The sequence below is a fragment of the Nocardia sp. NPDC050718 genome (assembly GCF_040654235.1).
Classification (GTDB): Bacteria; Actinomycetota; Actinomycetes; order Mycobacteriales; family Mycobacteriaceae; genus Nocardia.
The window spans coordinates 915,620-940,372 of sequence record NZ_JBFAHQ010000003.1 but is presented as its reverse complement, the minus strand read 5'-3'; the positions used below and the strand labels follow the sequence as shown (position 1 = coordinate 940,372).

Genomic DNA, 24,753 nt, shown 5'->3' with positions numbered 1-24,753 from the left:
CGGTCGCCGCGATCTCGACCGCGTCGGCACCACCGCCGCGGGCGTCCCCGTCCTCATTCGCCGGCGAGCTCCCGCAGGACACGGATGGCGGGACGAATATGCCGAAGCAGCGGCGACGCGGAGATCGGCGCGGCCGCCGGTTCCCCGTCATAGGCGGCCAGGTTGGCGGCCAAGGCGTGCACGCGCGCGGCCGCCGCGGCCGCCAACGCGGGCGAGCGACCCGCCGCCAGCAGCGCGCCGAGCAGGCCGGACAGGACATCGCCCGAGCCCGCCGTCGCGGCCCACGACCCACCAGCGTCGCTGACCAACGTCGGCTCGCCGGGCGCGGCGATGATCGTCGCGCGTCCCTTCAGCAGCACGGTCACCCGCCACTCGTCGGCGAGCGCGCGAACCGCCTCCACCCGATCCGGACCCGGTTCGGCGCCGGTGAGCCGGGCGAACTCGCCCGCGTGCGGCGTCAGCACGGTCGGCGCGGTGCGGCCTAGGACCAGGGCGGGTTCGGCGGCGAGCAGGGTGAGCCCGTCCGCGTCGACGAGCACCGGCAGATCGGTGGCCAGCACCTGCGCGAGCCGGTCCCTGGCCGCGGCATCGGTCCCAGCGCCGGGACCGAACACCCAGGCCTGGACCCGCCCGGCCCCCGAGATCGTGTGACTGGCGACGACTTCGGGATACGTCGCCAGCACCTCGGTGTCGTCGCCGACGTAGCGCACCAGGCCCGAGGTCGCCGCCACCGCCGCGCCGGTACTCAGCACCCCGGCCCCCGGATACTTCGCGCTCCCCGCGCACACCCCGACCACGCCCTGGCTGTATTTGTCGTCCGCCGCGCCGGGCACCGGCCAGTCCGCGCCGATCGCCGCGGCCGCCAGCTGCGCGAGGTCGGGTTCGGGCAGCCGTAAACCGATCGGCACCAGCACGATTCGCCCGCACCACGGCGCGGCCAGCGCGTGCACCGGCTTGTACGCCCCGAACGCCACCGTGACCTCGGCCCGGACCGCGGGGCCGGTGACCGCGCCGGTATCCACATCGACCCCGCTGGGCAGGTCGGCCGCGATGATCGGAACGTCCACGGCCGCAACGAGCTCCGCGGCCGCCGGGCGCAGCGGTCCCCGCCCGGAGATCCCCACGATCCCGTCGATCACCAGATCCACCGCGTCGAGCCGGTCGACCACCCGGCCGCCCGCCTTCCGCAGTGCCGCGAGCCCGTCCGGATGCGCGCGTTCGGGACTCAGCAGCACCGCGCGCACCGCCACCCCGCGCCGCGCCAGCATCGACCCGGCCCACAGCGCGTCGCCGCCGTTGTCGCCCGAGCCGACCAGCAGCCCGACCGCCCGGCCCGCAACTCCGCCGGTCCCCGAACGCAATTCGTCGGCCACCACATTGGCCAGCCCGTACGCGGCCCGGCGCATCGGCATTCCCGCGGGCACCCGGGTGAACAGCTCCGCCTCGGCCGCCCTGACCTGGTCGGCGGTGAAGTAGCCACGCCGATCCGTCATCGTCGCCTCCCGGCCGCCCGCGCGGCCCACGACAGGTCCGCGATCGTTCGCAGACTACGCTCCAGACCCATGTCGATGGTTCGTCACCGCGCCGCATCCACCCGGGTTGTCGCCGGATTCGTCGTGGCCGCCGCCCTGCTGATCGCCGGTTGCTCCGGCGACTCCGGGGACGCCGCCTCCACCACCACCCGCAAGCCGCGTCCGGTCACCACCACGACCAGCCAGACCGAGCACAAGCCGACCAACCTCACGGTCGACGTCTCCGGGATGAAGTACTCCCCCGCCGACGCCACCATCAAGGTCGGCGAGACCGTCACCTGGAAGTTCTCCGACAAGGCCCCGCACAACGTGCAGGGCATCGGCGACAAGGCGATGGGCATCAACAGCCCGATCATCGACAAGGGCGAATGGTCCTACACCTTCACCCAGCCCGGCACCTACCGCTACCTGTGCAGCCTGCACCCGGACATGCGCGGCACCATCACCGTCCAGTGATCGTGGCGGCGGCCGGTCCGACGACCGGCCGCGCACCCGCTATTCGACGGTGACCGACTTGGCCAGGTTGCGCGGCTTGTCCACGTCGTAGCCACGCGCCTGCGCCACCTCGGCGGCGAAGATCTGCAGCGGCACCGTCGACAGCAACGGCTGGTACAGCGTCGGCGCGGCCGGGATCTCGATCAGATCGTCGGCGAAGGGCCGCACCGTGTCGTCGCCCTCCTCGGCGATCACGATGGTCCGCGCGCCGCGCGCCTGGATCTCCCGGATATTGCTGAGCAGCTTCGAGTGCAGCACCGGACGGCCCTTGGGCGACGGCATCACCACGATGACCGGCAGCCCGTCCTCGATCAGCGCGATCGGCCCGTGCTTGAGCTCACCGGCGGCGAAGCCCTCGGCGTGCATGTAGGCCAGTTCCTTGAGCTTGAGCGCGCCCTCCAGCGCCACCGGATACCCGACGTGGCGGCCGAGGAACAGCACCGTCGGCACGTGCGCCAGCTCGCGCGCGATGGCCCGCACCTGCGTACCGGTCTCCAGCACCCGCGCGATCAGCTTCGGCATGGCTTCCAGCTCGGCGAACTCCCGCGCGACCTCGTCGGGGTACTTGACCCCGCGCGCCTGCGCCAGCGCCAGCCCGACCAGGTAGTTGGCCGCCACCTGCGCCAGGAACGCCTTGGTGGACGCGACGCCGATCTCCGGCCCGGTCCTGGTGTAGATGACCGCGTCCGACTCGCGCGGGATCTGCGCGCCGTTGGTGTTGCAGATGGCGAGCACGCGCGCCTTCTGCTCCTTGGCGTGGCGCACCGCCTCGAGCGTGTCGGCCGTCTCGCCGGACTGCGAGATGGCCACCACCAGCGTCGACCGGTCGAGCACCGGGTCGCGGTAGCGGAACTCGCTGGCCAGCTCGACCTCCACCGGCACCCGGGTCCAGTGCTCGATCGCGTACTTGGCGAGCAGGCCCGCGTGGTAGGAGCTGCCACACGCGACGACGAACACCTTGTCGAACTCGCGCAGTTCCTGATCGGCGAGGCGCTGCTCGTCCAGGACGATCCGGCCGCCGTTCTCGTCGACGACGAAGTGCCCGATCAGGGTGTCGGCGACCGCGGTCGGCTGCTCCTCGATCTCCTTGAGCATGAAGTAGTCGTGGCCGCCCTTCTCGGCGGCGGCGAGATCCCAGTCGATGGTGAACGGCCTGGTCACCACACCCTCGGTATTACCCGCGAAGTCGGTGACGGTGTAGCTGTCGGCGGTGATCACCACGGCCTGGTTCTGTCCGAGCTCGACCGCCTCGCGGGTGTGCTCGATGAACGCGGTGACATCGGAGGCGATGAACATCTCGCCCTGCCCGACCCCGACCACCAGCGGCGTCGACTGCCGGGCCGCGACGATCGTGCCCGGGTGATCGGCATGGGTGAAGACCAGCGTGAACGCGCCCTCGAGGCGCTGCAGCACGGCCAGCGCGCTCGCGCTGAAATCGCCCGCGGTGGGGCCCTCGGCGTAGGCGCGCGCGACCAGGTGCACCGCGACCTCGGTGTCGGTGTCGCTGAGCAGCTCGATGCCCGCGTTCTCCAGCTCGCGGCGCAGCGGCGCGAAGTTCTCGATGATGCCGTTGTGGACCACGGCGAGCTTGCCGGACGCGTCCCGGTGCGGGTGCGCGTTGCGGTCGGTCGGCGCGCCGTGCGTGGCCCACCGGGTGTGCCCCATGCCGCTGGTGCCCGCGAACCGCTCGGCCCCGGCCTCGCCCAGCTCGGCCTCCAGATTGGCCAGCTTGCCCGCCTTGCGTTCGACCGCGATCGACCCGTTTCCGTCGAGAATCGCGACGCCCGCGGAGTCGTATCCGCGATACTCCATGCGTCGCAACGCGTCGACGACAACGCCGAGCGCGTCCCGGTACCCGACGTAGCCCACGATTCCGCACATGGTTCTCCACCCTACTGATCGGATACCCTTCTCGCCGTGTCGGTGTCTGTGAAGTCGCTCCTGAGCACCCTGTCCGCGCGCGGCCCCCACCGGGTGTTGCGCGGAAATCTGGGCATCGCGGGCCAGCCGGGTGTGGTGTTCACCCCCGAATCCGGGCTGGGCCTGCCCGCCGTCGCGTTCGCGCACGGCTGGCTGACCAGCGCCGAGAACTACAAGAGCCTGCTCGAGCACGTCGCGTCGTGGGGCTTCGTCGTCGCCGCGCCCGACACCGAACGCGGCCCGATCCCGTCACACCTCGACCTCGCCACCGACCTGCTCACCACGCTCGACATCGTCAGCAAGGTGCGCCTCGGCGACGGCACCATCAGCGTCCACCCCGACCGCCTCGCCCTGGCCGGCCACGGCATGGGCGCCGGCGCCGCCGTCATCGCGGCCGCCCAGCGCCGCGTCGCCGCCGTCGCCGCCCTGTTCCCCTCCCCCACCTCACCCGCCGCGGAGAACATCGCCCCCGAGCTCGACACGCCCGGCCTGATCCTGGCCGGCGCCACCGACCTCGACTCGGTCAACTCCAACGCCCGCGCCCTCGCCACCGCCTGGGCGGGCCCCTCCCTCCTGCGCACCATCGACGGCGCCTCCCACAACGGCATCATCGAGGGCCGCCGCCTCTTCGCCGCCCTCGGCGCGGGCCGCTACGAACACAAAACCGAGAAGGCCACCCGAGCCCTCCTCACCGGCTACCTCCTGTCCGCCCTCCTCGGCGACAAGACCTACGCCCCCTTCACCGACCCCGAAGCCGACCTCCCCCACACCAAGGTCGTCGACCCCCAAGCCCCGGTCGAGGAGGAAGCCCCGAAGCTGTCCATCGGGACGGTCGCCAAACTCATTCGGGGGTAGTCCGGTTCAACCGAGTCGGGCCGTACGAACCAAGATCGTCGACCCCCAAGCGATGTCGATGAGGAACGGCCGTGCGCAGCGGAACAGCGTCACCCCGCCGAACTCTCCATCGGCACGGTCGCGAAGCTGACTGGGGGTGTCCGGCTCAGTCGAATCGAACTGTACGAATTTCGAGTCCGGGTATCCGTTCGAAATGCCGAACGTTGGCGGTGGCGACCTGCCAACCGATACTCATCGCGCAGGCGGCGACAAGCACATCGTGGGCACCGATCTCCTGACCACGTTTGGTCAGGTCGGACCAAATCCCCGCATGGATTCGCGCCGCGAGCAGATCGAACGGCAGCGGCGGGAACGCCGCGATTGCCATCTCGACAAAAGCCTCACGCCGGGAACGGAATTCGGGCTTTGCCCGGTGGACTCCATGCAGGAGCTCTGAAGCTGTGATCGATGCCATGGCGACATCCTCGTCGAAGCCGATCTGCGCACCGAGTTGGTTGGCGATCTTGTCCAAGGTGGAGGTACCACCACGGGTGTAGGCACGCTCGAGGTCGATGAACACCGTCGTGTCGATCAGTGTGCCCATGGGTCCTCCGGCATCGGTCCCACCGCGCCACGCACCGCTTCGAGATCGTCGCCGAATTCGGGATCGGGTGTCGCGGCCGAAGTGAGCAGCCGAATCGCCTCGCTCATGGAACGGCCACGCCGACGGCCACTGTCCGGGTACTCGTCCGGATGGACGATGACATAGGCGGGTCGACCATGACTTTCCACCACCACCCGTTCGTGCCGATCCACCGCTTCCTTCGCCCGTCGCGGAAGTCGCGCTTCCTCCGCCCTGATCGTGGTCATACCCGCAAGGCTACGCCAAACCGTACAGAATCGTACAGTTTTTCTCGTCGCCTCCGGTTGAGCGCCTATCAACTTTCCGAGCGGATTCCGCCGACGTGATTGCGGTGAATCTCTGGATCGCCCCACGAGTGGCACCGTATTGCGTGCCGGAATATCGCAATGAACACCGGCGGGCGCGAGCACGGCTCCGCCGGCGTCACGCAGCAGATCGCGAAATATCATGGTGCGCCAGGAGATCCGCGGTGCTCCTCGCCTCGTTCGATGCGCGCTTCCATGGCCGGTTTGGACGGCGGCTTGTGGCTGGCAACGTTGCCCGGTTCGTGTCTGACCCTGATCGCACTTCCACAGAGCCAGGAGGGCACCCTGTTGGCAGTCGTAGCGCTGCCGTCGCGACCGTCATCGTCGTCAACTCCGTCCTACTACCGCGATGGGTACGCGCGAGTGTCGGCGACCTCGTTTTCGGGCTGGTCAAGATTCGCCCCAGCGACGGAGGCCGACCGACGATCTCAGACCTCGCGCGCAACATCTGGAACCCGGGGACCGGACGTGGCGACTCCGCCACCCCGCGAGTCGTGCAGGTAGGTCGGCGCGACTCCCGCTGATGCAGGTACGACACCCGCTCCAGATGTGCGCTACACCACAATCGACTATCGGCGGTGCCAACAGGGAACCGACAGGGCTGGTTCCGCGTCCAATCATCATGTGAGCGGGTCCGTTGCGATGATCTACGCGCACTGCGGTTCGACCTCGAATGAGCAGCCTCGTGCCGCTCGGACGGTCCGGTAGTGTCGTGGCCCATCGGGCGGGAGTCCCGCAGGGTGCTGGCGTCGGTAGGAGAGACCTGTGCAGGTGAGTCGGGGAACAAGGCTGGTTGCGGGCTTGGCTGTCGCGGGGATGCTGGCGGTGAGCGGGTGTGGATCCGATAAGCCGGAAGACCAGGCGACCGCGGCCCCGACATCGACCGATGTTCCCCTGCCGACCGGGTTCGATGGATGCAACCTGCCGCAGTCGGTGATCGATGCGGAACAGTTGAAGAAGGGCAGCGAGGACAACAACTGGAACAGTCCGGGCACAGCGCGCAAGTGGCTGGGCTGCAGTTGGATTCAAAGTGACGGATTCGCGGCAGGCGTAGCGGTGACCACGATTACCGGGCAGCAGATCCGCGAGAGTCCGAGTTCTCAGTGGGTCATTGGAACCCAGTCAACGATCGCAGGCCGCGCGGCGATCACCTACTGGATGCCCGCACGCAACCCTGCAGAGAACTGCAACATCAATGTTGAGATGAAAGGCGGCGGGATGGAGATCAGCATAACGAATCCGCCATCACGCCGGAAGTCGAAGGACCGGAACGCCTGCGACATTGCAACATCGATGGCCGAGAAGCTGGCTCCAACGATTGCAGCAGGCAGCTGACCATGAGCACCAGAATAGATGACGCTTCGGGGAGGGAGCGAAACCATGGCTGACTCGACGCCGCTGGCAAGCCTGATCGAACAGGCCAAGAACGGGAATCTGACGGTCGGCTTCAGCAACAATATCGTGGTGAACGCCGACGAATTCGCCTACATCGAACGCGACTGCGAAGCATTCAAGGCTAAAATAGAGGATTTACAGCTCCGGGCTCAACGGATATCGGAGCGCGAGAATTGGGGACTCGGCGAAAAGACCGATCGCCTGAACTCAGCGCAAGTCCTGGTCGGCCGATTCCGCGGCAAAGCCATGATCGTCGACCCCGCCAAGGACTCCGCCAACAACGTCTACGACATCCTCGACCAACACTACAAAATCGTCGACGACATCCAGATCCTGCACCGCACCATCGCCCAGAAGTACCGCGAAGCCGACGCCACTTTCGCAGCCGAGTACGACCGTGCGATGGCGAACATGCCCGCCAGCCCGATCACCACGAACCCGCCAGGAAAGATCGAACCCGGCACCATCTCGATCGCGGTAGGCCAGTCATGACGCACACCAACGAGCCGACCAAGATCACCGAAGCACTCCGCGAAAACGCCGAGGAGTTCGAGCATTGGGACATCTTCCGCTCGTTCAATCCACTCGATCCGACTACCGCGCAACAGTCCGCTCAGGAGTACAACGAACTTTCGATCGGCTGGAACAACGCCGTCGAGTACTTCGCCGCCCGCATCAAGCATTCCAGCTCCGCGGCGTGGGAGGGCAACGCCGCTGAAGCCTCACGGACAGCGATCACGAACTACGCGACTCGCGCGCTGGAGCTATCACCCGCCTTGTCCGCTCTCGCCTCCGAGGTGGGGCTGTCGGCCAATTCCGTTGTCATGACCAAACAAAAGGTTCATGAGCCGATGAATGGACGCGATACGTGGGATCTGACCGGAAAGATCGCCGACTGGGTGACCGACGGCCCGCGGTCGAGAGAACAGATCGATAAGGAGAAAGCAGACGCCCGGGCGGCGATGCAGACTCACTACATCAACCAATTCAAGGAATCAGACGGCAAGATCCCGGTACTTCCCGCCGCGATAAGCCCCGTCAACCCTCTGTACTCCTACGACCCGGATAACGATCCCGGCGGCAACGGATCCACCAACGGATCCACCAACGGCGCAACCACCACCACCCCAGGCGCCACCACCCCGGAAACGGAACAACCGGCGACCACCGAGGATCCGACCACTACTGACGACGAGTCCACTGACGACTCGACCGAGGATTCGAGCACCGACAATCCCGAAACCGAGGATTCGACGGAGCCCAGTTCGACCACGCCCGAGTCACCGTCGACCACACCTGCCGGAACCAATCCTGCGGGGGCCGGTTCACCCGGTTCTGGCTCGCCTGGCTCGGGATCGCCCGGCGGCGGAGGCTCTCCGGGTGGCGGATCTCCGTCCGCCCCCGGTCCCGGGAAGGCGATGCCAGGTACCCCGCTGACGGCCGGTATGACGGCTGCCGGCCTCGGCAGTACCGCCGCCAATGGTGGACGTGGCATGGCCGGAATGGGTGGTATGGGTGCACCGGGCGCTCGCGGTGGCGGGAAAGACGACGAGTCCACCCATGACATTCCGGACTGGTTGAAGAACATGGAGAATACCGAGGAACTCCTGGGTGAAGCACCGAAAGCCTTGCCCGGCGGTGTGATCGGCGGGGACGAATGACGGAATGGACTTGGGAGCCGGACGATTTCGCGGCGCTCTGGTACAGCCCTGGTCGCGACCGATTTCCCTTCCCCTTGGGCTACACCAGCCGGTTGTCCTCGGTGGCGGAAGTAGACCGACATCGTGCGACGGTCCGCGGCAGCTACGACAGGGACGCACACGAGCTGATCGATCTCGCATTCCATACCCTCACCACCGCGCAGCTGCGGGTGGAGATCCTGGGCGAGTCGAGCGTCCTCGGCAAGGGCACCGCGAAGGAGTACCGCGTCATCGGCGCTCGGACGCCCCACCACGCGGTGATGCTGACGCAGACGGCTACCCGCGAGGGAGTCGAAGAGCGGATTCGCTGCCGATTGCTCCGACCGGAACAACTGCCCGGCCGACTCTCGTGGATCGTCCCCGAATGCGCGCCTGGACGCACCGCGGCCGAAACGTTCCACCTCGATGACCTGACACCGAAGCAGACAGACTCGAGGGATTGGTCCGTCACGCCGAAACAGCGATTCGACAAGTTCGTCCACCGCCCTCGCGAAGGTTCCGCCTGGGCGCAGCTGCGGACCGGCCCGGTCACCGATCGCCCGGAACCCTGGTCCAGCGCACGCTGGTTCGATTTCACCGACGACGGCCGCTACCTCATGCAGCGCAACCGCGAGCACGTCCGGCTGAGCCCGGCCGGCACCAACGACCTGACCACGCTCTTCACGACCTGGATCGACCGAGCCCTCACCCGGCTGCACGAACAAGAGGAATACGCCATGTCGACACCATGGGGCGGTGGTCCGCGATGAACTGGCTCGCCAGAATCGACAGCATCACCAACGAGCACATCGCCGCCACCCACCAGATCGAAGACCGTGTCGAGCAAGTCCAGCGCGAAGCCTACGAGGCGACCCAGCAAATCGGCGAGCGAGTCGCCGCGATGGGATTCGGCGCCGAGACGCCGGAGGAACGTGCGGCGCGGGAGGCCCGCGAGGAACGGGACCGGCTGATGTACGAGTACCGAATGCGCTCGCAGCAGACAGCCTCACCGGCCCACAGCCGGGAAGTCTATGTGCAGCCGACGGATTGGACCGACGTCGACGAGGCTCGATCGCAGGGATACGGCCGCGATTCATGGCTGGTGTAGGTCACAGTGAAGGGGGTTGCCGGTGAGCGACTTGTTGAACATCGAGACGAATACGGTTCGCACACAGGGCGGAAAGCTGCAGAGCACCGCACAAGAGCTCTCGGCCGTCGCCGGCTCCTGGGGAAATATGTTCGGCAAGAACGACCTGGGAAGTGAATACGCGATCGAGGCCGCGGCGATCGTCACCGGTTTCGAGCACATGGCAAGCGCTGTGAAGAACTGGTCCAGCGCCTGCACCGCGTTCGGCGATGCACTGACCAACAGCGCAAACAGCGTGCAGTACACCGACGATCAGTTCTCCAGCGCGATCAGCAAGGTCTCGGTCGACAGCAAGGGCGACCTGACCGCAGGGGGGAAGTAGCTCATGGCAGACAATTCCAAACTCGGTCTGGGTGAGGGCAATGCGGGATCCTGGGTTACCGTCAACGGCACCGGCCAGGACAGGTCTGCGGTGTGGGCGGGCTACGGAAATCATGGCGATGGCGACGTCAAGGTAAACGAGTCGATTTCCACCGACTCCGGTGCATACAACACTCAATTCGATGCGGCGCAGATCTTATCTTACAGCGCCGTCGGCATGGGCCCGTACCAGATCTCGACAGCGAATAATGAAAGCGTCTTGCTCTGGTTCCATCTCGTGCAGGCGCGGTACGAGTTCTCGGGACATGGCGGCGAGAACGCCGCAACCGGTATCTGTCTGGAATCGAAGGACGCGATCAGCAAGGCATACTTCAAGCAAGCCGACATGAAGCTCAACCACCTCGTCGGCGCCGCTCAACGAATCTCTGCCGGACTGCCGAAGATCGAGACGGCACAATCCGATCAACAGCAGGTGGTTCGCGTCCTCGACGGTGCATGGCAAGGCACTAGCGGCACTACGGCGAAAACCAAGCTCAGCAACCTCAACACCTGGTCAGACGAGGCCTCCACCGAGATCGGGCAGCTGCCGGGCATTCTCAACGCCGCCGTCGATGGCATCAAGAGCTGCCTCCAGCGAAAGGCTAACGCCTTCGCCAAACTTCATAACGTCACCAAGATCAACGGTGTCGAAATGACAAACGGAAACAGCGGCGGACAGGGCATAAACCTCCGAAATACCCCCAACGCGGCAGCCGAAAACGATGACGTCTCGATGATTATCAACTATGCCGCAGAACGAGGGGTGGGTGACGAAGTACGAAGCCGTATCCAAGTACTCGCCGACAATGGGGTATTCGGCCCGAATCGCGGAGGGCTGGATCGGTTCGTGCGGGGACGAAGGGATCCAGATGACGAGAGCGTGGCTGGTCCAGTCGAATTCGACAACCAGGCCCAGGCGCTGTGCGAACAATGGCGCCTACACTTTCGTGAGAGCGCCGAGGGGTACTTCAGGGCCTACACAAATCTGTGCACAGAAACAGATACGGCGGTCAAGGGATACCTCAAGGTCGTCACCGATGCGCTGAACAACGTCGAGCATCTGTCGACACCACCCGCACCGGCCACCGAGCAGCCGAACCCCCAGTCACCGGGCACCTCACCCGCGACCAACCCGGCGGGCACCACCACCGATACCTCGACCGGCGCCGGCGGCACGACGACCGGAGACACCACCGGTACGACGACGGACGAGACGAAGACAACCACTGCGGGAACCACCAACCCGACAACGACGGACGATGACGATGACGATGACGACTCGACCACGGACCTGAGCAGCCTGCTCTCCACGGTCTCGAGTGGCCTGTCCACATTGAGCTCGGTGGTCAGCGAACTGTCGAGCCTGACCTCGGGATCCTCGACCTCGGCCGAGTCCATCGCCGAATCGATCGGCACCGGCCTGAGCTCGCTCGGCACGTCGATCACCAGCGGTATCGAGCAGTTGAGCACGCTGTTCGGTGGCACAGGGTCCACCGAATTCAACATCGCCGGAACCACTCTCAGCTTGGCGACCGGTGAAAATGGGCAGGTCCAGCTCACCACTACGGACTCCACCGGCACAACCCACCAATACGGCCTCACCCTGAACGAGAACGGCATCCCGGTGGTCAGCGACACCACCTCGACCGGCACTGTCGGCACCGGAGAGCCCTCGACGTCCTCGGGCCAAGGCCCCGCGGGTCTCGAAGATGCCGGGACGTCATCGGGCGCAACGCCGAATCCGACAGGCGCGCTCAACGCCAAAGGCGAGGAAGCCGAACACAATCCGGGCAGCTACGGCGGCGCTCCGCGCTGGAACGCGGACCCAGAGCTCGATTCCTTGCCTCAGCCGACCCTCCCTGACAGCGGCCGGTCACCGAATCCCGGTGACTCCGGCGCTCAGCTCGCCGAAGCCGGTCCGCTGTAGGCGCCCCTCCAGAAGGAAGGTACAGAATGACATACGAATTCAAGGTCACACCCGATGACCTGGACAAGACATCGAGCCAACTCGCCGCACTCGCGACCGGCAGCGCAAAGGCTGTCGACTATGCCAAGCAGAACCTCGATGTGGAAGGCAACTCCGGATTGGCACTCAAGCCCGTCATCGATCGCGTAGTAGAGATATGCGCTGACCTGGCGGAAAATTACACACGATTGGGCACAATCACAAGCACTGCAGCCGCCGAATTAGCCAAGGCAGCAACTATGTATCGAACAACAGACCGGAATTTCGCCGAGCAACTCGACAAGACCTACCCTTCGGGGGTGGGAAAGTGACCACAGCGATCGACCCCACTCAGCAGCTGACCACCCCGGAGGTGGAAGTCTGGTGGTCCACCGGTGGCAAGCTGGTAGATTTCGCCCTGGGGAACGCCTATAGCCTTACCTACTACATTGACGTGATCATCTCGTTGACTGGGTTCGAGCCGATCAAGGAAGCCCAAGAATATCTCGGCGGCGACTGGGAGGGACTTCTCAAATCCGCGAAAGCCGTCGAAAATCTGGCGGCATACAATACGGCATACAGTGACGCCATCGACGCTGCAATGAATAGTACCGAGTCATCGTGGAGCGGAAACGCCGCGACGAGTGCCGATGCCTACTTCTCCAAACTGACGGCCGCAATCGACGCCCAAGTCGATCCCCTCACACAGGTCTCGAACGTTATCGCGACCTTTGCGTGGGAGGCATACGGCGTGGCACAGGCTGTGCAAGCGTTGATACTCGAGCTCGGAGACTTGGCCATCCAGTGGGTCGTCACAGAGGGCGCGGCAGCGCTCTCGGCGGGCACAGGAGTAGGCGCCGCGGCGGCAGTCGCGCTTCAAGTCGCAGCCGCGGCCATCGCCGCATCTATGGTGGCCAACGTGGTGAAGCAGGCGAAGCTCTACGGTAGCCTCGCTGCTGCAGCGGCGGCCGCGGTCGGCGCCGTGTACGGTCTGATCGGAAGCTCCGTGGAGCTCGATATTCCCGACCTCGGTGGCACCTACGACCACCCCGGGGTACAAGCATGAAGCCCGACGAGCCGATGCTCGACTTGGTCAACGGCGATGTCGGAATGTCACGACACCTCGCCAAAGCGATCACCGTCTTGAGCTCCAGCCCAGGTATCTCCAACGATTTGCGGGCGCAGCTCGCGGATATCCTTCAGGGCAGGGGCACGATTCGCGATCTCGCGCAGAGCGAGGTGTTCAGAAGTCTGGGCGATTCGGTCATTCCACGGGCGCTGGCTGAATTCGATGCGACCCCGCCGGAAGTTCGGCAGCAGATGGCCGAGGCGGGCGAAGCTTTGCTCGAGCGCTATCGCAACCAGGACCCCGAAACCACGGCGCCACCGACGAGTACTCCGGCGACGGCTCCGCCTGTGGCCGACACGGCAAGCGCGCCGACTAGCCACATAGTTCCAGGAACCCGTAAACCCGACCGCAACCGTGTTGTCGCCCCCAGTGACCTAGATGATGACGATGATCAGTACTTCCAGGATCGTAACCGGGGAGGCTGGCTCCGATGAGCGTGCCAGACGTCCGATCGGAGTACTACCACCCGAACCATGACAAGGGCTTCGAACCGACCCCCTTGACGCCGACTCCGATGACCTATGAGCGGCCATGGACTCACCCGGACGACATCACGGTCTGCCTCAGCCGGTGTCAGGAGCGTTTGCCGAACAACGGTGAGGGCAGCCCTTGGTTGAAGCACGCCCTCCGTCCACTCAGTGTCGAACCGCTGGAGTTGGAGATCGCGCAACCGCTACCCGACGTCTGTCCTCGTCATGGCCGACCTGCGGTATCGCGAACGCCGGTGCGCGCCCTCTTCTACGACACCTCCACGCATCCCAGATTCCATAATCAGGCGGTCGTCCGGGAACTGGTCCGTGCGCCGTGGCGGACTCTGGTCGGCGCATATACTCCTGCGCGCGTCTCGACAATTGTCGCGGGAACTTGGCCCGTCTGCGACCGTTGTGTGCGTGCCTCCGAGCTCTACCGCAAGATTGCCCGCCTATTGCTTTGGCTGACCGCCGCCAACATCATCGCCTTGATACTTGTTAGCGTGGCGAACATCGATGCCCTGGTGCCGCTCCTAGCGTTGGCATTGTTTCCAGGGTCGTTGCCCGGCCTGCTTATGATTGCTGTTCTGCTCCAGAAGAAGACCGTTCGGACCGTGAGATTCCGGCCTATCTACGACGAACGGTTTGCCTTCATCCAAGCCCACCCGAATTTCAGTCAAGCCCTCGAGCAAGATCTCCGTGTCCACCCGACCTCACCCGAGCAGTGCCCCTGACCCAACACGCGGGGCCTAATGGGCGCACTGCCAGAGAGTTCAATCGCACATGGGCGCGTTCCGCCACCAGTTGGCATAGAAAGCCGCCAAGCGCTCCGACTGGCCCTCGGCGGCTCCGCTGATATCGACCGTTATCCGAAATCGCGACCTGTTGGGATCATCGGGGAACGTAGTAACATGCAAGGGCGCCGCCCCCAGCCTGGAAACGATAATGGTCGTGGGGTCCTGCGCACATCCCGTATGGGCTTCACGGCGACCTGGCCCTACTCGATCACGAAAAGTGGTCAAGCTGTCCTGCACGTCTTCGGCGGAGCCGTAATCCGATACCACGAACGGCAGGCCGTCGGGCGAGGTGCATATGACAGAATCCACCGCGGGCCATGCCGAGTTCTTGCAAGCCGCACCTCCGAATCCTGAGCCGAGATCACTACCGATCTCCCCGACCAGGCCTGGAAACGCACCGCCGATGGTCTTGTATCGAGCCTGCACAGCTTCCCGCGACTCCGTTCCGCGCATGCTGTCGACAAGAAGTCCGATCGGTACGGCCGCCAGAAGGACGAGCCCACCGATCAGTGCGATGCGACGCAGCCGTGTGCGAAGAACCGAGCGCGAAGCGGCACCAGAGTCCTCGACCGCACCACTCTCATCTGATGTTTCGACCGTTGGTTCCAGGCCAGACTCCGGTAGAGCACTCACACGGTTCGGCTGCGGTGACACGAAGAGTGTCGGCGCCAGTCGGTTCGCCGAAATCGTCGGAGCAGAACGAGCACTCGGAGCTACAGCGTGAGCTCTGTCGAACGCTTGCCGCACAGCTTCAGCTAATCCGCCACATGTGTCGAACCTGTCGGTCGCCTGCTTTGCCATGGCGCGGCGCAACACCGCGTCCAGACCATCCGGCAGACCTGGCCGCATCCTCGACACGAGCGGCGGGGGCTCGGACATATGCGACTGGATTACTGCCACCGGGTTTGTAGCAGCGAACGGCACAGATCCTGTGAGCAGAACGAATAGTGTGCAGGCCAGCGAGTACTGATCGCACGCCGGACCCAGGGGCATCCCGGAGAGTTGTTCGGGTGATGCATAGGCCAACGTGGCAGTGAACGTTCCAGTCTGTGTGAGCGGATTCTGGTCGAAGTGCAGCCGCGCGATACCGAAGTCTGCCAGCATGACTCGTTCGGGCAGTTCCGGTTCGACCTCGCCGAGCAGAATATTCGCGGGCTTGATGTCCCGATGCAACACCCCCGCGGCTGTGTGCGAAGTCGAGCGCCTCGGCGACTTCGGTCACGATACGCATGGCCCGAGCCGGGTCCGAAATCCCGACCGCACCAGCATCGGTCCCGTGTACGTACTGCATCGCGATCCAAGGCCGGCGCCCCTCGACTCCGGTGTCGTACACCGCGACGATATTCGGATGGTCCAGGCGCGCTGCGAGATCCGCTTCGCGGGCGAACCGCGCCCTGGCTTCCTCGTCTCCGAACATCTTCTCGCCCAGCAGTTTCAGTGCCACGGATCGTGGCAGCCGTGGATGGCGCGCCAGGTACACGATGCCCATGCCACCGCGCCCGAGCACTCGCTCCAGTTCGAACCCGGCGATAAACCCGTTCTCAGTCACCCTGTCCCCGACGAATCCGCAGGCACGAATCGTGCATCCCGTATTCGGTTTTCCACCGAACGTGCTCAGGTTGCCCGATCAGACCAAGTCAGTCCAGCCAGGTCGAGCGACGGTAGTACTCGGACTCGGAGTCGTAGTCACCATCCGACGGCGCGACTGTCGATCGGGCCTGCCGGGCCGCCTTCGCCCGGGCGACCGCTGCCCTGATCTCGGCTTGCTGCTGCTCGGGGGACAGGTTCGGGTTCGCGACATACGGCGTGGGCGGTGGCAACGGTTGTATGGGCGCGATTCGTTGCACCGGTTCCTCCGGAACCGGTTGCGGTTCAGTGGTTTCAGGCTCCTCTTCCGCGGATTCCTCTTCGGCCAACTCGCGTAGCCGCTCGGCGGCGTCGACGGCGAACTGTTCTGCCCGGAGCGAGGTCTGGCGATTGATCTCGTCGATCTCGTCCATGAGCATCGCCGAACGCCGACGCGCGTCCGCCGCGATCTGCTCGATCTCTGCCGCGTAGTCCACGGTCGATCATTCTCCCGATCTCGTGCGCCGGTCGCCACCGGTCACCGGAGTCACAGCGGTCCCGCCTCGGCGAGGACCGCACCGCTGTCGCCCGGATCGCTCACCGGGTGATCCTCGACGCTGGGCACATGCTCACCGTCGGTCTCCTGCTTGGTCGACCGAGGACCGACGGGCACTCCACCCGCGACGGAACCCGATGACTGCTCGCCCGAGCCGATCTCGCTGGTGACCGGAGCGTTCGTGAGGTCGGGAGTCTCCGAGGTGGTCGCATCCGCGCCACCGCGGCCTCCGGTTCCGGCATCGGTGAGGCCGGCTTCGCCCTGACCCGTGCCGGATTGCGGTGTGCCCGAACCCAGTACGCCGGTCTCGTCCGACTGCCCGGTGGTCGAACCATCGGCAGAGGTGGAATCCTGCGTCAATACAGGAATGCCGTTCTCGTCCAACGCCAGCTTGTATTGAGTCGACCCACCGTTGGCGTCAGTCGTCGTCAACGTCAGCCCGTCCGTGCCGGCTCCGATGCTCACCTTGGTGTCTCCGATTTGGAACGACGCCTCGGTCTCACCGGACAACAGAGCGCTCGCCTGTTCGGTCATCTGCTCGATGCCGTCACTGATGGATGTGCCCACCGATTCGATCGCCGAGGTGAGGGTGTCCCCGAGATCGCCGGTCAGCGCCTCAGAGAGGGTGGTGCCGAGTTCGCTGATCGTGGAGGTCAGCGTGCTGAGCGCCTCGCTGGTGTCCGAATCATCGTCATCGGTGCTGTCGTCGTCGGTGGTGCTGGTGTCCTTTGTCCCGGTGGTCGTTTTGGCGGTCGACCCGGTGGTCGTCGTATCGCCGGACTGGGTCCCGGCTGTCGTCGTCTGACCGCCGTCCGACTTGCTCTGATCACCAGATTGCGTACCCGCCGTGGTGGTCTGGTCGCCGGTCACCTTCGACTGATCCCCGGTGAGCTTGGACTGATCACCGGTTGGCTTCTGTTCGACCGGCACCGTGCTGCCCTTGGCCGCTGGGTAAGGGCTCACCTCCAGCGTCTCCAACCCGACCGCGATCAGTTTGTACTGGTCCTCGACGCTGGTCTTGGTGGATGCGCAGATCTGCCGAAATTTTTCGATCCTGGCGTCGTAGTCTGGCTTGAAAACCTCGCGGAGCCAGCGATCGCACTCCTGCTTGGTCTCATCCGTATACCCGCTGAGAATTTCGTTTCCGAAGAGTTTCTTGTAAACATCACGCCGAAGCCACCCCTCCTTCTTGCCCGTGATGATGTTGTCGATCTCGTCAGCTTTGATTTCAGCGACGTAGACGTTCTTGCCATCTGCGAGGAGTAGCGCCCTGCATAGCGAGGCCTTGGCCTGCACAGCAGTGATCAGTAGCGCGGAAGCACTGTTGATCACACCGACCGCAGCATTCACCGTCCCTCGATCTGTCGCGGCTCGGCTCGCAATGTCCGCCACGACACCGTTACCTGCATCGGCAGCCTCGCCCTGCCATGCTGCAGCCAGCGCCCCAGTCAGATCACGTTGCTTGTCTCCCTGTTGGGTGGCTGCAGCGAGCATCTGCTGCAGTCCGGTTGCAGTTGCGGAGAGTGACTCCAGGTTCATTCCGCGCTCTTCGTCGTAGAGCGCCTCGGCCTGTGATACGGACAGCCCACCATCGTTCCCGAACACTTCGAGGTAGTGGGGACTCAATTGAATGAAGTACTGGAGCGCAATCGCGCCGTCGTCCAGGGTCTTGCCGACCGAGTCAACCATGACACATCACCTTCCCCCACGCTTCACGAACTTACTGACCTGGAATTTGTGCCGCGGCTTGTTTGGTGGCGCGAGCGTTCGTGTCGTCGATGGTGACGATCTCGACTGCTGCAGAGCCGATCGCGCCTGAAGTGTCCTCCACCGCAGTTGTCCACACCTTGAGCCACAGCGTGATCCTGTCGATGCCTCTGGATATCCGCTGGCCATGCGCCAAGTAGCCGCGACCCGCTTCGTACTCGGCGCCGTTCATTCCGCTACCCCACGACGGACTGGGTATGTGCTTGGCAGCGTCTCGCAGTTCCGCAGCAGAGTCGCCCAACTGCTTGTTCGCCGCGTTCAGGGCGCCGCGGTCCACCACGAGACCGCCAGTCACGGTCGTACCCATATCCCCACCTCCACTACTGCTTCCGGGTACACCGAGCGGCGCACTACCTACTTCGACGCACGACCCGGCCCACCGGTTCCCTCACCGGCGGGCCGAGTTCACTCACTTCCCCAGGTTCCCCTGGTCGGTTCGACGCCACTCCGACGTCCCGTCGGGATGTCGGTGGTACTCCCACGCCGCGTAGTCCCCATCCGCCTCGACCACGGTCACATGGTCGGCGAAACCGTCATGGTCGTAGTCGGACCAGATGGTGGTGTCGTGGGGGGTGGCGTCGGTGAGGGAGTCGACGACTCCGTCACCGTCGAGGTCTTGGGACGGGGAATGGAGCTCGACCGGGCCGAGGGCGCCCAGGGGGGAATGGGCGTCGATGTCGGGTAGGCCGAGGCCGGGGATGTCGCCCGAGGTGACCATGGGACTCCTCCTCAAACGGAAAACTCGCGGATGACGGCGCGGCGGGGTTGCCACCATCCTGTCATCCGCGAGCGGTTACCGGAGCGGTCGGGCCTTACTTCTTGGGCATGATCAGCCACAGGACCAGGTAGAGGAGGAACTGGGGGCCGGGCAGCAGGCAGGAGACCACGAAGACCAGGCGGACGACATTGGCGTTCCAGCCGAAGTACTCGGCGATGCCACCGCAGACGCCTGCGATCCATTTGTCGCTGGTCGAACGGGTGAAGCGGCGGGCGGGGGCAGTCATTGTGTGTTGCCTTCCTCGGGAAGCGGTGATGACTCCACTGTGCCGAGACCGGACCCCGGCCCGCATCGGTCGGCAGACCCATCCGCACCCTGATTTCCGGAGGGCCCGTCTCGGGGTCCGACCCCGAGACGGGCAGACTTAGGCGGTGAGCACGACATTGCAAGCCACCGGTCTGTCCGCGGGCCACGCCGAGCGGACGCTGTTCGCCGACCTCGATTTCACCCTCGCGCCCGGCGATGTGATCGGGCTGGTCGGGGTGAACGGCGCTGGCAAGTCGACGCTGCTGCGGATGCTGGCCGACGGGGTGGCGGGCGAGGGCAGCATCACGCTCAGTCCGCCGGACGCGACGGTCGGGTATCTGGCGCAGGAGCCGGAGCGGATCGACGGCGAGACGGTGCTCGGGTTCCTGTCCCGGCGGACCGGGGTCGCGCACGCGCAGCAGGTGATGGACGCCGCCGCCGAGCGGCTCGGTGACGGCGGGGACGACGACTACTCGCCCGCGCTCGAACACTGGCTGGCACTCGGTGGCGCCGACCTGGATCAGCGCGCCGAGGAGGTGGCCGCCGATCTCGGACTCACCGAGGGGCTGGCCGGCGGCCTTGACACCCCGATGACGGGGCTGTCGGGCGGGCAGGCGGCCCGCGCGGGTCTGGCCTCGGTGTTGCTGTCGCGCTTCGACATCCTGCTGCTCGACGAGCCGACCAACGATCTCGACCTGGACGGCCTGGACCGGCTGGAGCGGTTCGTCAAAGGTGTCCGGGTGCCGCTGATGGTGATCAGCCACGATCGGGAGTTCTTGGCGCGCACCGTGAATCGAGTGCTGGAGCTGGATCTGGCGCAGCAGCAGGTCGGGCTCTACGACGGCGGCTACGAGTCCTATCTGGCCGAACGCGAGATCGCCCGCAGGCACGCGCGCGAGGCGTATGACGAATTCGCCGACACCAAGGCGGGTTTGGAGGCGCGGGCCCAGATGCAGCGCAACTGGCTCGAGCACGGCGTGCGCAATGCCCGGCGCAAGGGCAAGGGCGACTCGGACAAGATGGGTCGCAAGACCCGTGCCGAGTCCACCGAGAAGCAGGCGGCCAAAGCGCGCCAGACCCAGCGCCGGATCGAGCGGCTGGACGTGGTCGAGGAGCCGCGCAAGGAGTGGGAACTGCGGATGGAGATCGCGACCGCGCCGCGCAGTGGCGCGGTGGTGGCGACCGCGGCCAACGCCGTCGTGCGGCGCGGTGACTTCACGCTCGGGCCGATCACCACGCAGATCGACTGGGCCGACCGGATCGTGCTGACCGGCACCAACGGTTCGGGCAAATCCACTCTGCTCGGGTTGCTGCTGGGCAAGATCGCGCCCGATTCCGGTTCGGCCGCACTGGGTTCCGGGGTGCTGATCGGCGAGGTGGACCAGGCGCGCGGACTGTTCCGTGGTCAGGACACGCTGGCCGCCACCTTCGGCGCCGCCATGCCGGACTGGCCCGACGCCGAGGTGCGCACGCTGCTGGCGAAGTTCGGCCTGCGCGGCCCGCACGTCACCAGGGCCTGTGACACGCTGTCGCCCGGCGAGCGCACCAGGGCCGCGCTGGCGCTGCTGCAGGCGCGCGGGGTGAACCTGCTGGTCCTGGACGAGCCGACCAACCACCTCGACCTGCCCGCCATCGAACAGCTCGAGCAGGCGGTCGAATCCTTCACCGGCACGCTGATTCTGGTGACGCATGATCGCCGGATGCTGGATTCTGTTCGTGCGACCCGCCGTTGGCACATGGCGGGTGGGTCGCTCACCGAGGGTTAGGACGGTCCATGGACCTCACACTTGGCATCGACACCCGCGTCACGCTGCTGGTCACCGGGCTGATCTTCCTGAGTGCCCTGCTGCTCGGGGTGTGGAAGTACCACGGCATCCGCACCTCGCCCGAGGGCGCGGCGCACGTCTATGTCGACATCGCGCATCGCGCGGCGCTGTTGTACTCCTTCGCCGGCGTGCTGCTCGCGGTGTTCACCGAGCTCAGCGCCTGGCCGACGATCGTCAATCTGACCGCCGACCTGGTGATCCTGGCGTTCTTCGCGGGCGCGATCGCCAGCTACGCGCTGCACGGATGGCGGCGCGACACCACCAACCAGTTCGCCGGGCGGATCCCCGCCGAACTGCGGCTGTCGATGTACGGGCTGATGGCGGGCGAGGTCGGCGGTTTCCTGGTGCTGTTCAGCGGATTCGCCGTCGGCCAGTTCTGATCAGAACGACTGCGTCACCGCCGGTGCCGGGGCACCGAACAGATCGATGTCGGACCCGAGTTTCGCGCCGATCAGCCCGGCGGCGCCGGTCACGAAGAGAATCGCCACGACGACGATGAACGACCGGGACCGCGGCATCCGCGGCACCGGGAACGCGTAGCCGCGCGTCGGCTCGGGGACCGGCTCGTAGTGCTCGACCGGCTGGCCGTAGCCCTCGTCGCGGATCGGGACGGTGTGCGAATACCCCTGCGGCACATCACGGCACCCCGGCCTGCCGCACGCCCCGCCGCAGCGGTGATACGGATCGGGCTCGCCGTACTCGACCGGGTAGCGGTCCTCGTCGCGATAGTTCCGGGCAGGCAGCGGCGGCACCATGAATCGGCCCCCTTCGAATCGTGCTGCGCGCCAAACTATCCGGTGCGCCGAGCAGCACACGCGCCACCGGCACACAGGTCCATACGGCGTATGCCGATAGTAGATGGGCCGGGCGCGACCCGCCAGGTGGAGCTAGACGGCCGCGACCCGCTTGGCCAGATCGTCGGCGAGCTGGCGCGCCTGCGCCGGATCGGTGGCCTCGACCATCACCCGCACCAGCTGCTCGGTTCCGCTGGGCCGCAACAGCACCCGGCCGGACTCACCGAGGATCCGCTCGGCCTCGGCGACCGCGTCGCGCACCTCGGGGGCCACGGCGACCGCGGCCTTGTCGCTGACCGGCACGTTCACCAGCACCTGCGGCACGGTGCTCATCACCGCGGCAAGCTCGCTCAGCGGACGCCCGGTCTGGGCCATCCGCGCCATCAGCCGCAGCCCGGTGAGCACGCCGTCACCGGTGGTGCCGTAGCGCGGGAACACGACGTGCCCGGACTGCTCGCCGCCGAGGCTGTACCCGCCGCGACGCAGTTCCTCCAGCACGTAGCGGTCGCCGACGGCGGCGGTGAGCACGGTGATGCCCGCCGCGCGCATGGCGATGTGCAGGCCCAGGTTGCTCATCACGGTCGCGACCAGGGTGTCGGCGACGAGCTCGCCCGACTCCCGCATGGCCAGCGCCAGCACGGCCATGATCGCGTCACCGTCGACGATCTCGCCCGCGGCGTCCACCGCCAGGCACCGGTCGGCGTCGCCGTCGAGGGCGATGCCGAGGTCGGCGCCGTGGGCGAGGACGGCGGCGCGGACCGCGTCGAGGTGGGTCGAGCCGCAGCCGTCGTTGATATTGAGGCCGTCGGGTTCGGCGTTGATCGCGATCACCGTCGCGCCCGCCTCCCGGTACACCTGCGGGGCCACCTCCGAGGCCGCGCCGTGCGCGCAGTCGACGACGACGGTCAGCCCGGACAGGTCCTGGCCGGTGGATTCGAGCAGGTGCTCGACATAGCGTTCGTGGGTGCCCTCGACGGTGTAGTCACCGCGCACGCGGCCGATGCCGGCGCCGGTCGGGCGCACCGTGACGCCCTCGGTGATCAGCGCTTCGATCCGCTGTTCCACGGCGTCGTCGAGCTTGTGCCCGCCCGCCGCGAAGATCTTGATGCCGTTGTCGGGCATGGGATTGTGCGAGGCGGAGATCATCACGCCGAAGCACGCGTCGTAGAGGCCGGTCAGATACGCCACGGCCGGGGTGGGCAGCACACCCACCGAGAGGACATCGACACCGACGGACGTCAGGCCCGCGGTCACCGCGGCCTCGAGCATCTCGCCGCTGGCCCGCGGATCACGGCCGAGGACCGCGACCGCGCGCTTCTTGCCGCGCGAGAGCACCTGCGCGGCCGCACCCGCTACGCGCATCGCCAGTTCCGGGCTCAGCGACTCGTTGGCGAGCCCACGAACACCGTCTGTGCCGAACAGCCGTCCCATAAAACCCTCTACTGGTAGTAGGTCCCCGAATACAGCACGAGAGCAGGCGACCAGCCGTGCTGGAAGCCTGCTCTCGCACACGAGCTCCGCCGACCGGGCCCCTCCCCGCTCTCGCGGGGGAGCATACCTAGCGTATGCGCGGGACGGTGGTCGGCAGTGCGTAAATCAGCGCTTCGAGTACTGAGGCGCCTTACGGGCCTTCTTCAGACCGTACTTCTTACGCTCGGTGGCACGCGGGTCACGGGTCAGGAAGCCGGCACGCTTGAGCGCGGGGCGATCCTCGGGGGTGACCTCGATCAGCGCGCGGGCGATGGCCAGACGCAGAGCGCCCGCCTGACCCGACGGGCCGCCACCGACCAGGCGAGCGTAGATGTCGAAGCTCTCGACACGCTCGACGGTGACCAGCGGGGACTTCACGAGCTGCTGGTGCACCTTGTTCGGGAAGTAGTCCTCGATGGTGCGGCCGTTGAGCACGAAGTTGCCCGAGCCGGGAACCAGGCGCACGCGAACGACGGCTTCCTTACGGCGGCCGACGGTCTGCACCGGGCGATCGATCACGATCGGGGCGTAGGTGGTCTCCTCGACGTACTCGGCCTCGTAGCCTTCGCCGTCTTCGACAACCTCGACCACGGTCTCGTCGACCACGTCGTAGTCTTCGTTGAACTCTTCAGGAGCGGTCACTGGGCCACCTGCTTGATCTCGAACGGAACCGGCTGCTGCGCGGCGTGGGGGTGGTTCGGGCCTGCGTAGACCTTCAGCTTGCCCGCGATCGCGTTACCCAGCTTGTTCTTCGGGATCATGCCCTTGACGGCCTTCTCCACGAGACGATCGGGACGGGTCGCCAACACCTCGCCGACAGTGCGCGACTTGAGGCCGCCCGGGTGTCCGCTGTGGTGGTGGATGAGCTTGTCCTGCTTCTTGTTGCCGGAGATGGCAACCTTGTCCGCGTTGATGATGATGACGAAGTCGCCACCATCGACGTGCGGTGCGTAGGTCGGCTTGCCCTTGCCGCGCAGCAGGCCAGCGGCCTGCACGGCGAGACGGCCGAGGACTACGTCAGTGGCGTCGATGACGTACCACTTACGGGTCACGTCACCCGCCTTGGGGCTGTACGTAGGCACAGTCGTTCCCTGTCTGT

General features: G+C 66.0%; 29 protein-coding genes and 1 pseudogene. 15 read left to right on the top strand and 15 right to left on the bottom strand.

Features of this window, described 5'->3' with window-relative positions; all coding sequences use genetic code 11:
- Nucleotides 1-53: 53 nt before the first annotated feature.
- Nucleotides 54-1,493, bottom strand: coding sequence for an NAD(P)H-hydrate dehydratase (locus AB0H54_RS18620; protein WP_357346554.1), 1,440 nt, complete (start codon nt 1,491-1,493; stop codon nt 54-56).
- Nucleotides 1,494-1,562: 69 nt separating this feature from the next.
- Here AB0H54_RS18620 and AB0H54_RS18615 point away from each other — a divergent pair, with 69 nt between their 5' ends.
- On the top strand, nt 1,563-1,988 hold the full coding sequence (locus tag AB0H54_RS18615; protein ID WP_355271470.1) for a cupredoxin family copper-binding protein: 426 nt from the start codon (nt 1,563-1,565) through the stop codon (nt 1,986-1,988).
- A 39-nt stretch (nt 1,989-2,027) separates the two neighbouring features.
- On the opposite strand, the gene glmS is transcribed toward AB0H54_RS18615, so the two are convergent.
- The gene (gene glmS / locus AB0H54_RS18610; protein ID WP_357346553.1) at nt 2,028-3,908 is read right to left on the bottom strand and encodes a glutamine--fructose-6-phosphate transaminase (isomerizing); all 1,881 of its coding nucleotides are present in this window, start codon (nt 3,906-3,908) and stop codon (nt 2,028-2,030) included.
- 36 nt (nt 3,909-3,944) lie between these two features.
- Between glmS and AB0H54_RS18605 the strand changes: the two genes are divergently transcribed.
- The gene (locus AB0H54_RS18605; RefSeq protein ID WP_357346552.1) at nt 3,945-4,802 is read left to right on the top strand and encodes a dienelactone hydrolase family protein; all 858 of its coding nucleotides are present in this window, start codon (nt 3,945-3,947) and stop codon (nt 4,800-4,802) included.
- A gap of 145 nt (nt 4,803-4,947) precedes the next feature.
- On the opposite strand, the gene AB0H54_RS18600 is transcribed toward AB0H54_RS18605, so the two are convergent.
- Both AB0H54_RS18600 and AB0H54_RS18595 read right to left on the bottom strand, forming a co-directional pair.
- Nucleotides 4,948-5,385, bottom strand: a complete 438-nt coding sequence (locus tag AB0H54_RS18600) for a type II toxin-antitoxin system VapC family toxin (protein ID WP_357346551.1) — start codon at nt 5,383-5,385, stop codon at nt 4,948-4,950.
- Nucleotides 5,373-5,651: a hypothetical protein gene (locus AB0H54_RS18595; RefSeq protein ID WP_357346550.1), complete on the bottom strand. Its 279-nt coding sequence runs from the start codon at nt 5,649-5,651 to the stop codon at nt 5,373-5,375. Before AB0H54_RS18595 ends, AB0H54_RS18600 begins: the two co-directional genes overlap by 13 nt.
- Before the next feature lie 843 nt (nt 5,652-6,494).
- Between AB0H54_RS18595 and AB0H54_RS18590 the strand changes: the two genes are divergently transcribed.
- The 11 genes from AB0H54_RS18590 to AB0H54_RS18540 are packed head-to-tail and all read left to right on the top strand — an operon-like array spanning nt 6,495 to nt 14,588.
- On the top strand, nt 6,495-7,064 hold the full coding sequence (locus AB0H54_RS18590) for a DUF3558 domain-containing protein (RefSeq protein ID WP_355271458.1): 570 nt from the start codon (nt 6,495-6,497) through the stop codon (nt 7,062-7,064).
- A 45-nt stretch (nt 7,065-7,109) separates the two neighbouring features.
- Nucleotides 7,110-7,616 (top strand): hypothetical protein, encoded by a 507-nt coding sequence (locus tag AB0H54_RS18585; protein WP_355271456.1) that lies wholly within the window; start codon nt 7,110-7,112, stop codon nt 7,614-7,616.
- Nucleotides 7,613-8,785 (top strand): hypothetical protein, encoded by a 1,173-nt coding sequence (locus tag AB0H54_RS18580; RefSeq protein WP_357346549.1) that lies wholly within the window; start codon nt 7,613-7,615, stop codon nt 8,783-8,785. Before AB0H54_RS18585 ends, AB0H54_RS18580 begins: the two co-directional genes overlap by 4 nt.
- A complete protein-coding gene (locus AB0H54_RS18575; protein WP_357346548.1) occupies nt 8,782-9,573 on the top strand; it encodes an ESX secretion-associated protein EspG in 792 nt (263 codons plus the stop codon). The genes AB0H54_RS18580 and AB0H54_RS18575 overlap by 4 nt, the downstream gene beginning before the upstream one ends.
- The gene (locus tag AB0H54_RS18570; RefSeq protein ID WP_357346547.1) at nt 9,570-9,911 is read left to right on the top strand and encodes a hypothetical protein; all 342 of its coding nucleotides are present in this window, start codon (nt 9,570-9,572) and stop codon (nt 9,909-9,911) included. Before AB0H54_RS18575 ends, AB0H54_RS18570 begins: the two co-directional genes overlap by 4 nt.
- A 22-nt stretch (nt 9,912-9,933) precedes the next feature.
- Nucleotides 9,934-10,272 carry a hypothetical protein gene (locus AB0H54_RS18565; RefSeq protein WP_357346546.1) on the top strand — a complete coding sequence of 113 codons (339 nt, stop codon included), beginning with the start codon at nt 9,934-9,936 and terminating at the stop codon, nt 10,270-10,272.
- A gap of 3 nt (nt 10,273-10,275) precedes the next feature.
- On the top strand, nt 10,276-12,237 hold the full coding sequence (locus AB0H54_RS18560) for a hypothetical protein (protein WP_357346545.1): 1,962 nt from the start codon (nt 10,276-10,278) through the stop codon (nt 12,235-12,237).
- Nucleotides 12,238-12,263: 26 nt separating this feature from the next.
- Nucleotides 12,264-12,587 carry a type VII secretion target gene (locus AB0H54_RS18555; RefSeq protein ID WP_357346544.1) on the top strand — a complete coding sequence of 108 codons (324 nt, stop codon included), beginning with the start codon at nt 12,264-12,266 and terminating at the stop codon, nt 12,585-12,587.
- Nucleotides 12,584-13,321, top strand: coding sequence for a hypothetical protein (locus AB0H54_RS18550; RefSeq protein WP_357346543.1), 738 nt, complete (start codon nt 12,584-12,586; stop codon nt 13,319-13,321). The genes AB0H54_RS18555 and AB0H54_RS18550 overlap by 4 nt, the downstream gene beginning before the upstream one ends.
- Nucleotides 13,318-13,818, top strand: coding sequence for a hypothetical protein (locus AB0H54_RS18545; RefSeq protein ID WP_357346542.1), 501 nt, complete (start codon nt 13,318-13,320; stop codon nt 13,816-13,818). The genes AB0H54_RS18550 and AB0H54_RS18545 overlap by 4 nt, the downstream gene beginning before the upstream one ends.
- Nucleotides 13,815-14,588 (top strand): hypothetical protein, encoded by a 774-nt coding sequence (locus AB0H54_RS18540; protein WP_357346541.1) that lies wholly within the window; start codon nt 13,815-13,817, stop codon nt 14,586-14,588. Before AB0H54_RS18545 ends, AB0H54_RS18540 begins: the two co-directional genes overlap by 4 nt.
- 39 nt (nt 14,589-14,627) lie before the next feature.
- On the opposite strand, the gene AB0H54_RS18535 is transcribed toward AB0H54_RS18540, so the two are convergent.
- From AB0H54_RS18535 to AB0H54_RS18505, 7 genes and pseudogenes are all read right to left on the bottom strand, one after another.
- On the bottom strand, nt 14,628-15,827 hold the full coding sequence (locus tag AB0H54_RS18535) for a serine/threonine-protein kinase (protein WP_357346540.1): 1,200 nt from the start codon (nt 15,825-15,827) through the stop codon (nt 14,628-14,630).
- A 70-nt stretch (nt 15,828-15,897) separates the two neighbouring features.
- Nucleotides 15,898-16,140, bottom strand: a pseudogene (locus tag AB0H54_RS18530) (protein kinase); the annotation flags it as partial.
- A 148-nt stretch (nt 16,141-16,288) separates the two neighbouring features.
- Nucleotides 16,289-16,714 (bottom strand): hypothetical protein, encoded by a 426-nt coding sequence (locus AB0H54_RS18525; protein WP_357346539.1) that lies wholly within the window; start codon nt 16,712-16,714, stop codon nt 16,289-16,291.
- A 50-nt stretch (nt 16,715-16,764) separates the two neighbouring features.
- A complete protein-coding gene (locus tag AB0H54_RS18520; protein ID WP_357346538.1) occupies nt 16,765-18,462 on the bottom strand; it encodes a hypothetical protein in 1,698 nt (565 codons plus the stop codon).
- 31 nt (nt 18,463-18,493) lie between these two features.
- Complete coding sequence (locus tag AB0H54_RS18515) at nt 18,494-18,847, bottom strand: hypothetical protein (protein WP_357346537.1); 354 nt, start codon at nt 18,845-18,847, stop codon at nt 18,494-18,496.
- A 102-nt stretch (nt 18,848-18,949) separates the two neighbouring features.
- The gene (locus tag AB0H54_RS18510; RefSeq protein WP_355271439.1) at nt 18,950-19,258 is read right to left on the bottom strand and encodes a DUF6802 family protein; all 309 of its coding nucleotides are present in this window, start codon (nt 19,256-19,258) and stop codon (nt 18,950-18,952) included.
- Between the two features lie 94 nt (nt 19,259-19,352).
- Nucleotides 19,353-19,544, bottom strand: a complete 192-nt coding sequence (locus tag AB0H54_RS18505; protein ID WP_355271437.1) for a PspC domain-containing protein — start codon at nt 19,542-19,544, stop codon at nt 19,353-19,355.
- A 145-nt stretch (nt 19,545-19,689) separates the two neighbouring features.
- Here AB0H54_RS18505 and AB0H54_RS18500 point away from each other — a divergent pair, with 145 nt between their 5' ends.
- On the top strand, nt 19,690-21,330 hold the full coding sequence (locus AB0H54_RS18500; protein WP_357346536.1) for an ABC-F family ATP-binding cassette domain-containing protein: 1,641 nt from the start codon (nt 19,690-19,692) through the stop codon (nt 21,328-21,330).
- Between the two features lie 8 nt (nt 21,331-21,338).
- On the top strand, nt 21,339-21,770 hold the full coding sequence (locus AB0H54_RS18495) for a hypothetical protein (protein ID WP_357346535.1): 432 nt from the start codon (nt 21,339-21,341) through the stop codon (nt 21,768-21,770).
- Here AB0H54_RS18495 and AB0H54_RS18490 read toward each other — a convergent pair whose 3' ends face one another.
- The 4 genes from AB0H54_RS18490 to rplM all read right to left on the bottom strand — a co-directional run bounded on the left by AB0H54_RS18490 (nt 21,771) and on the right by rplM (nt 24,736).
- Nucleotides 21,771-22,145 (bottom strand): hypothetical protein, encoded by a 375-nt coding sequence (locus tag AB0H54_RS18490; RefSeq protein ID WP_357346534.1) that lies wholly within the window; start codon nt 22,143-22,145, stop codon nt 21,771-21,773.
- A 132-nt stretch (nt 22,146-22,277) separates the two neighbouring features.
- On the bottom strand, nt 22,278-23,615 hold the full coding sequence (gene glmM / locus AB0H54_RS18485) for a phosphoglucosamine mutase (RefSeq protein ID WP_355271431.1): 1,338 nt from the start codon (nt 23,613-23,615) through the stop codon (nt 22,278-22,280).
- Between the two features lie 165 nt (nt 23,616-23,780).
- Entirely contained in the window at nt 23,781-24,296 is a 516-nt protein-coding gene (gene rpsI, locus AB0H54_RS18480) for a 30S ribosomal protein S9 (protein ID WP_355271429.1), read from the bottom strand.
- Entirely contained in the window at nt 24,293-24,736 is a 444-nt protein-coding gene (gene rplM / locus AB0H54_RS18475; protein WP_022567307.1) for a 50S ribosomal protein L13, read from the bottom strand. The genes rpsI and rplM overlap by 4 nt, the downstream gene beginning before the upstream one ends.
- Between the last annotated feature and the right edge of the window lie 17 nt (nt 24,737-24,753).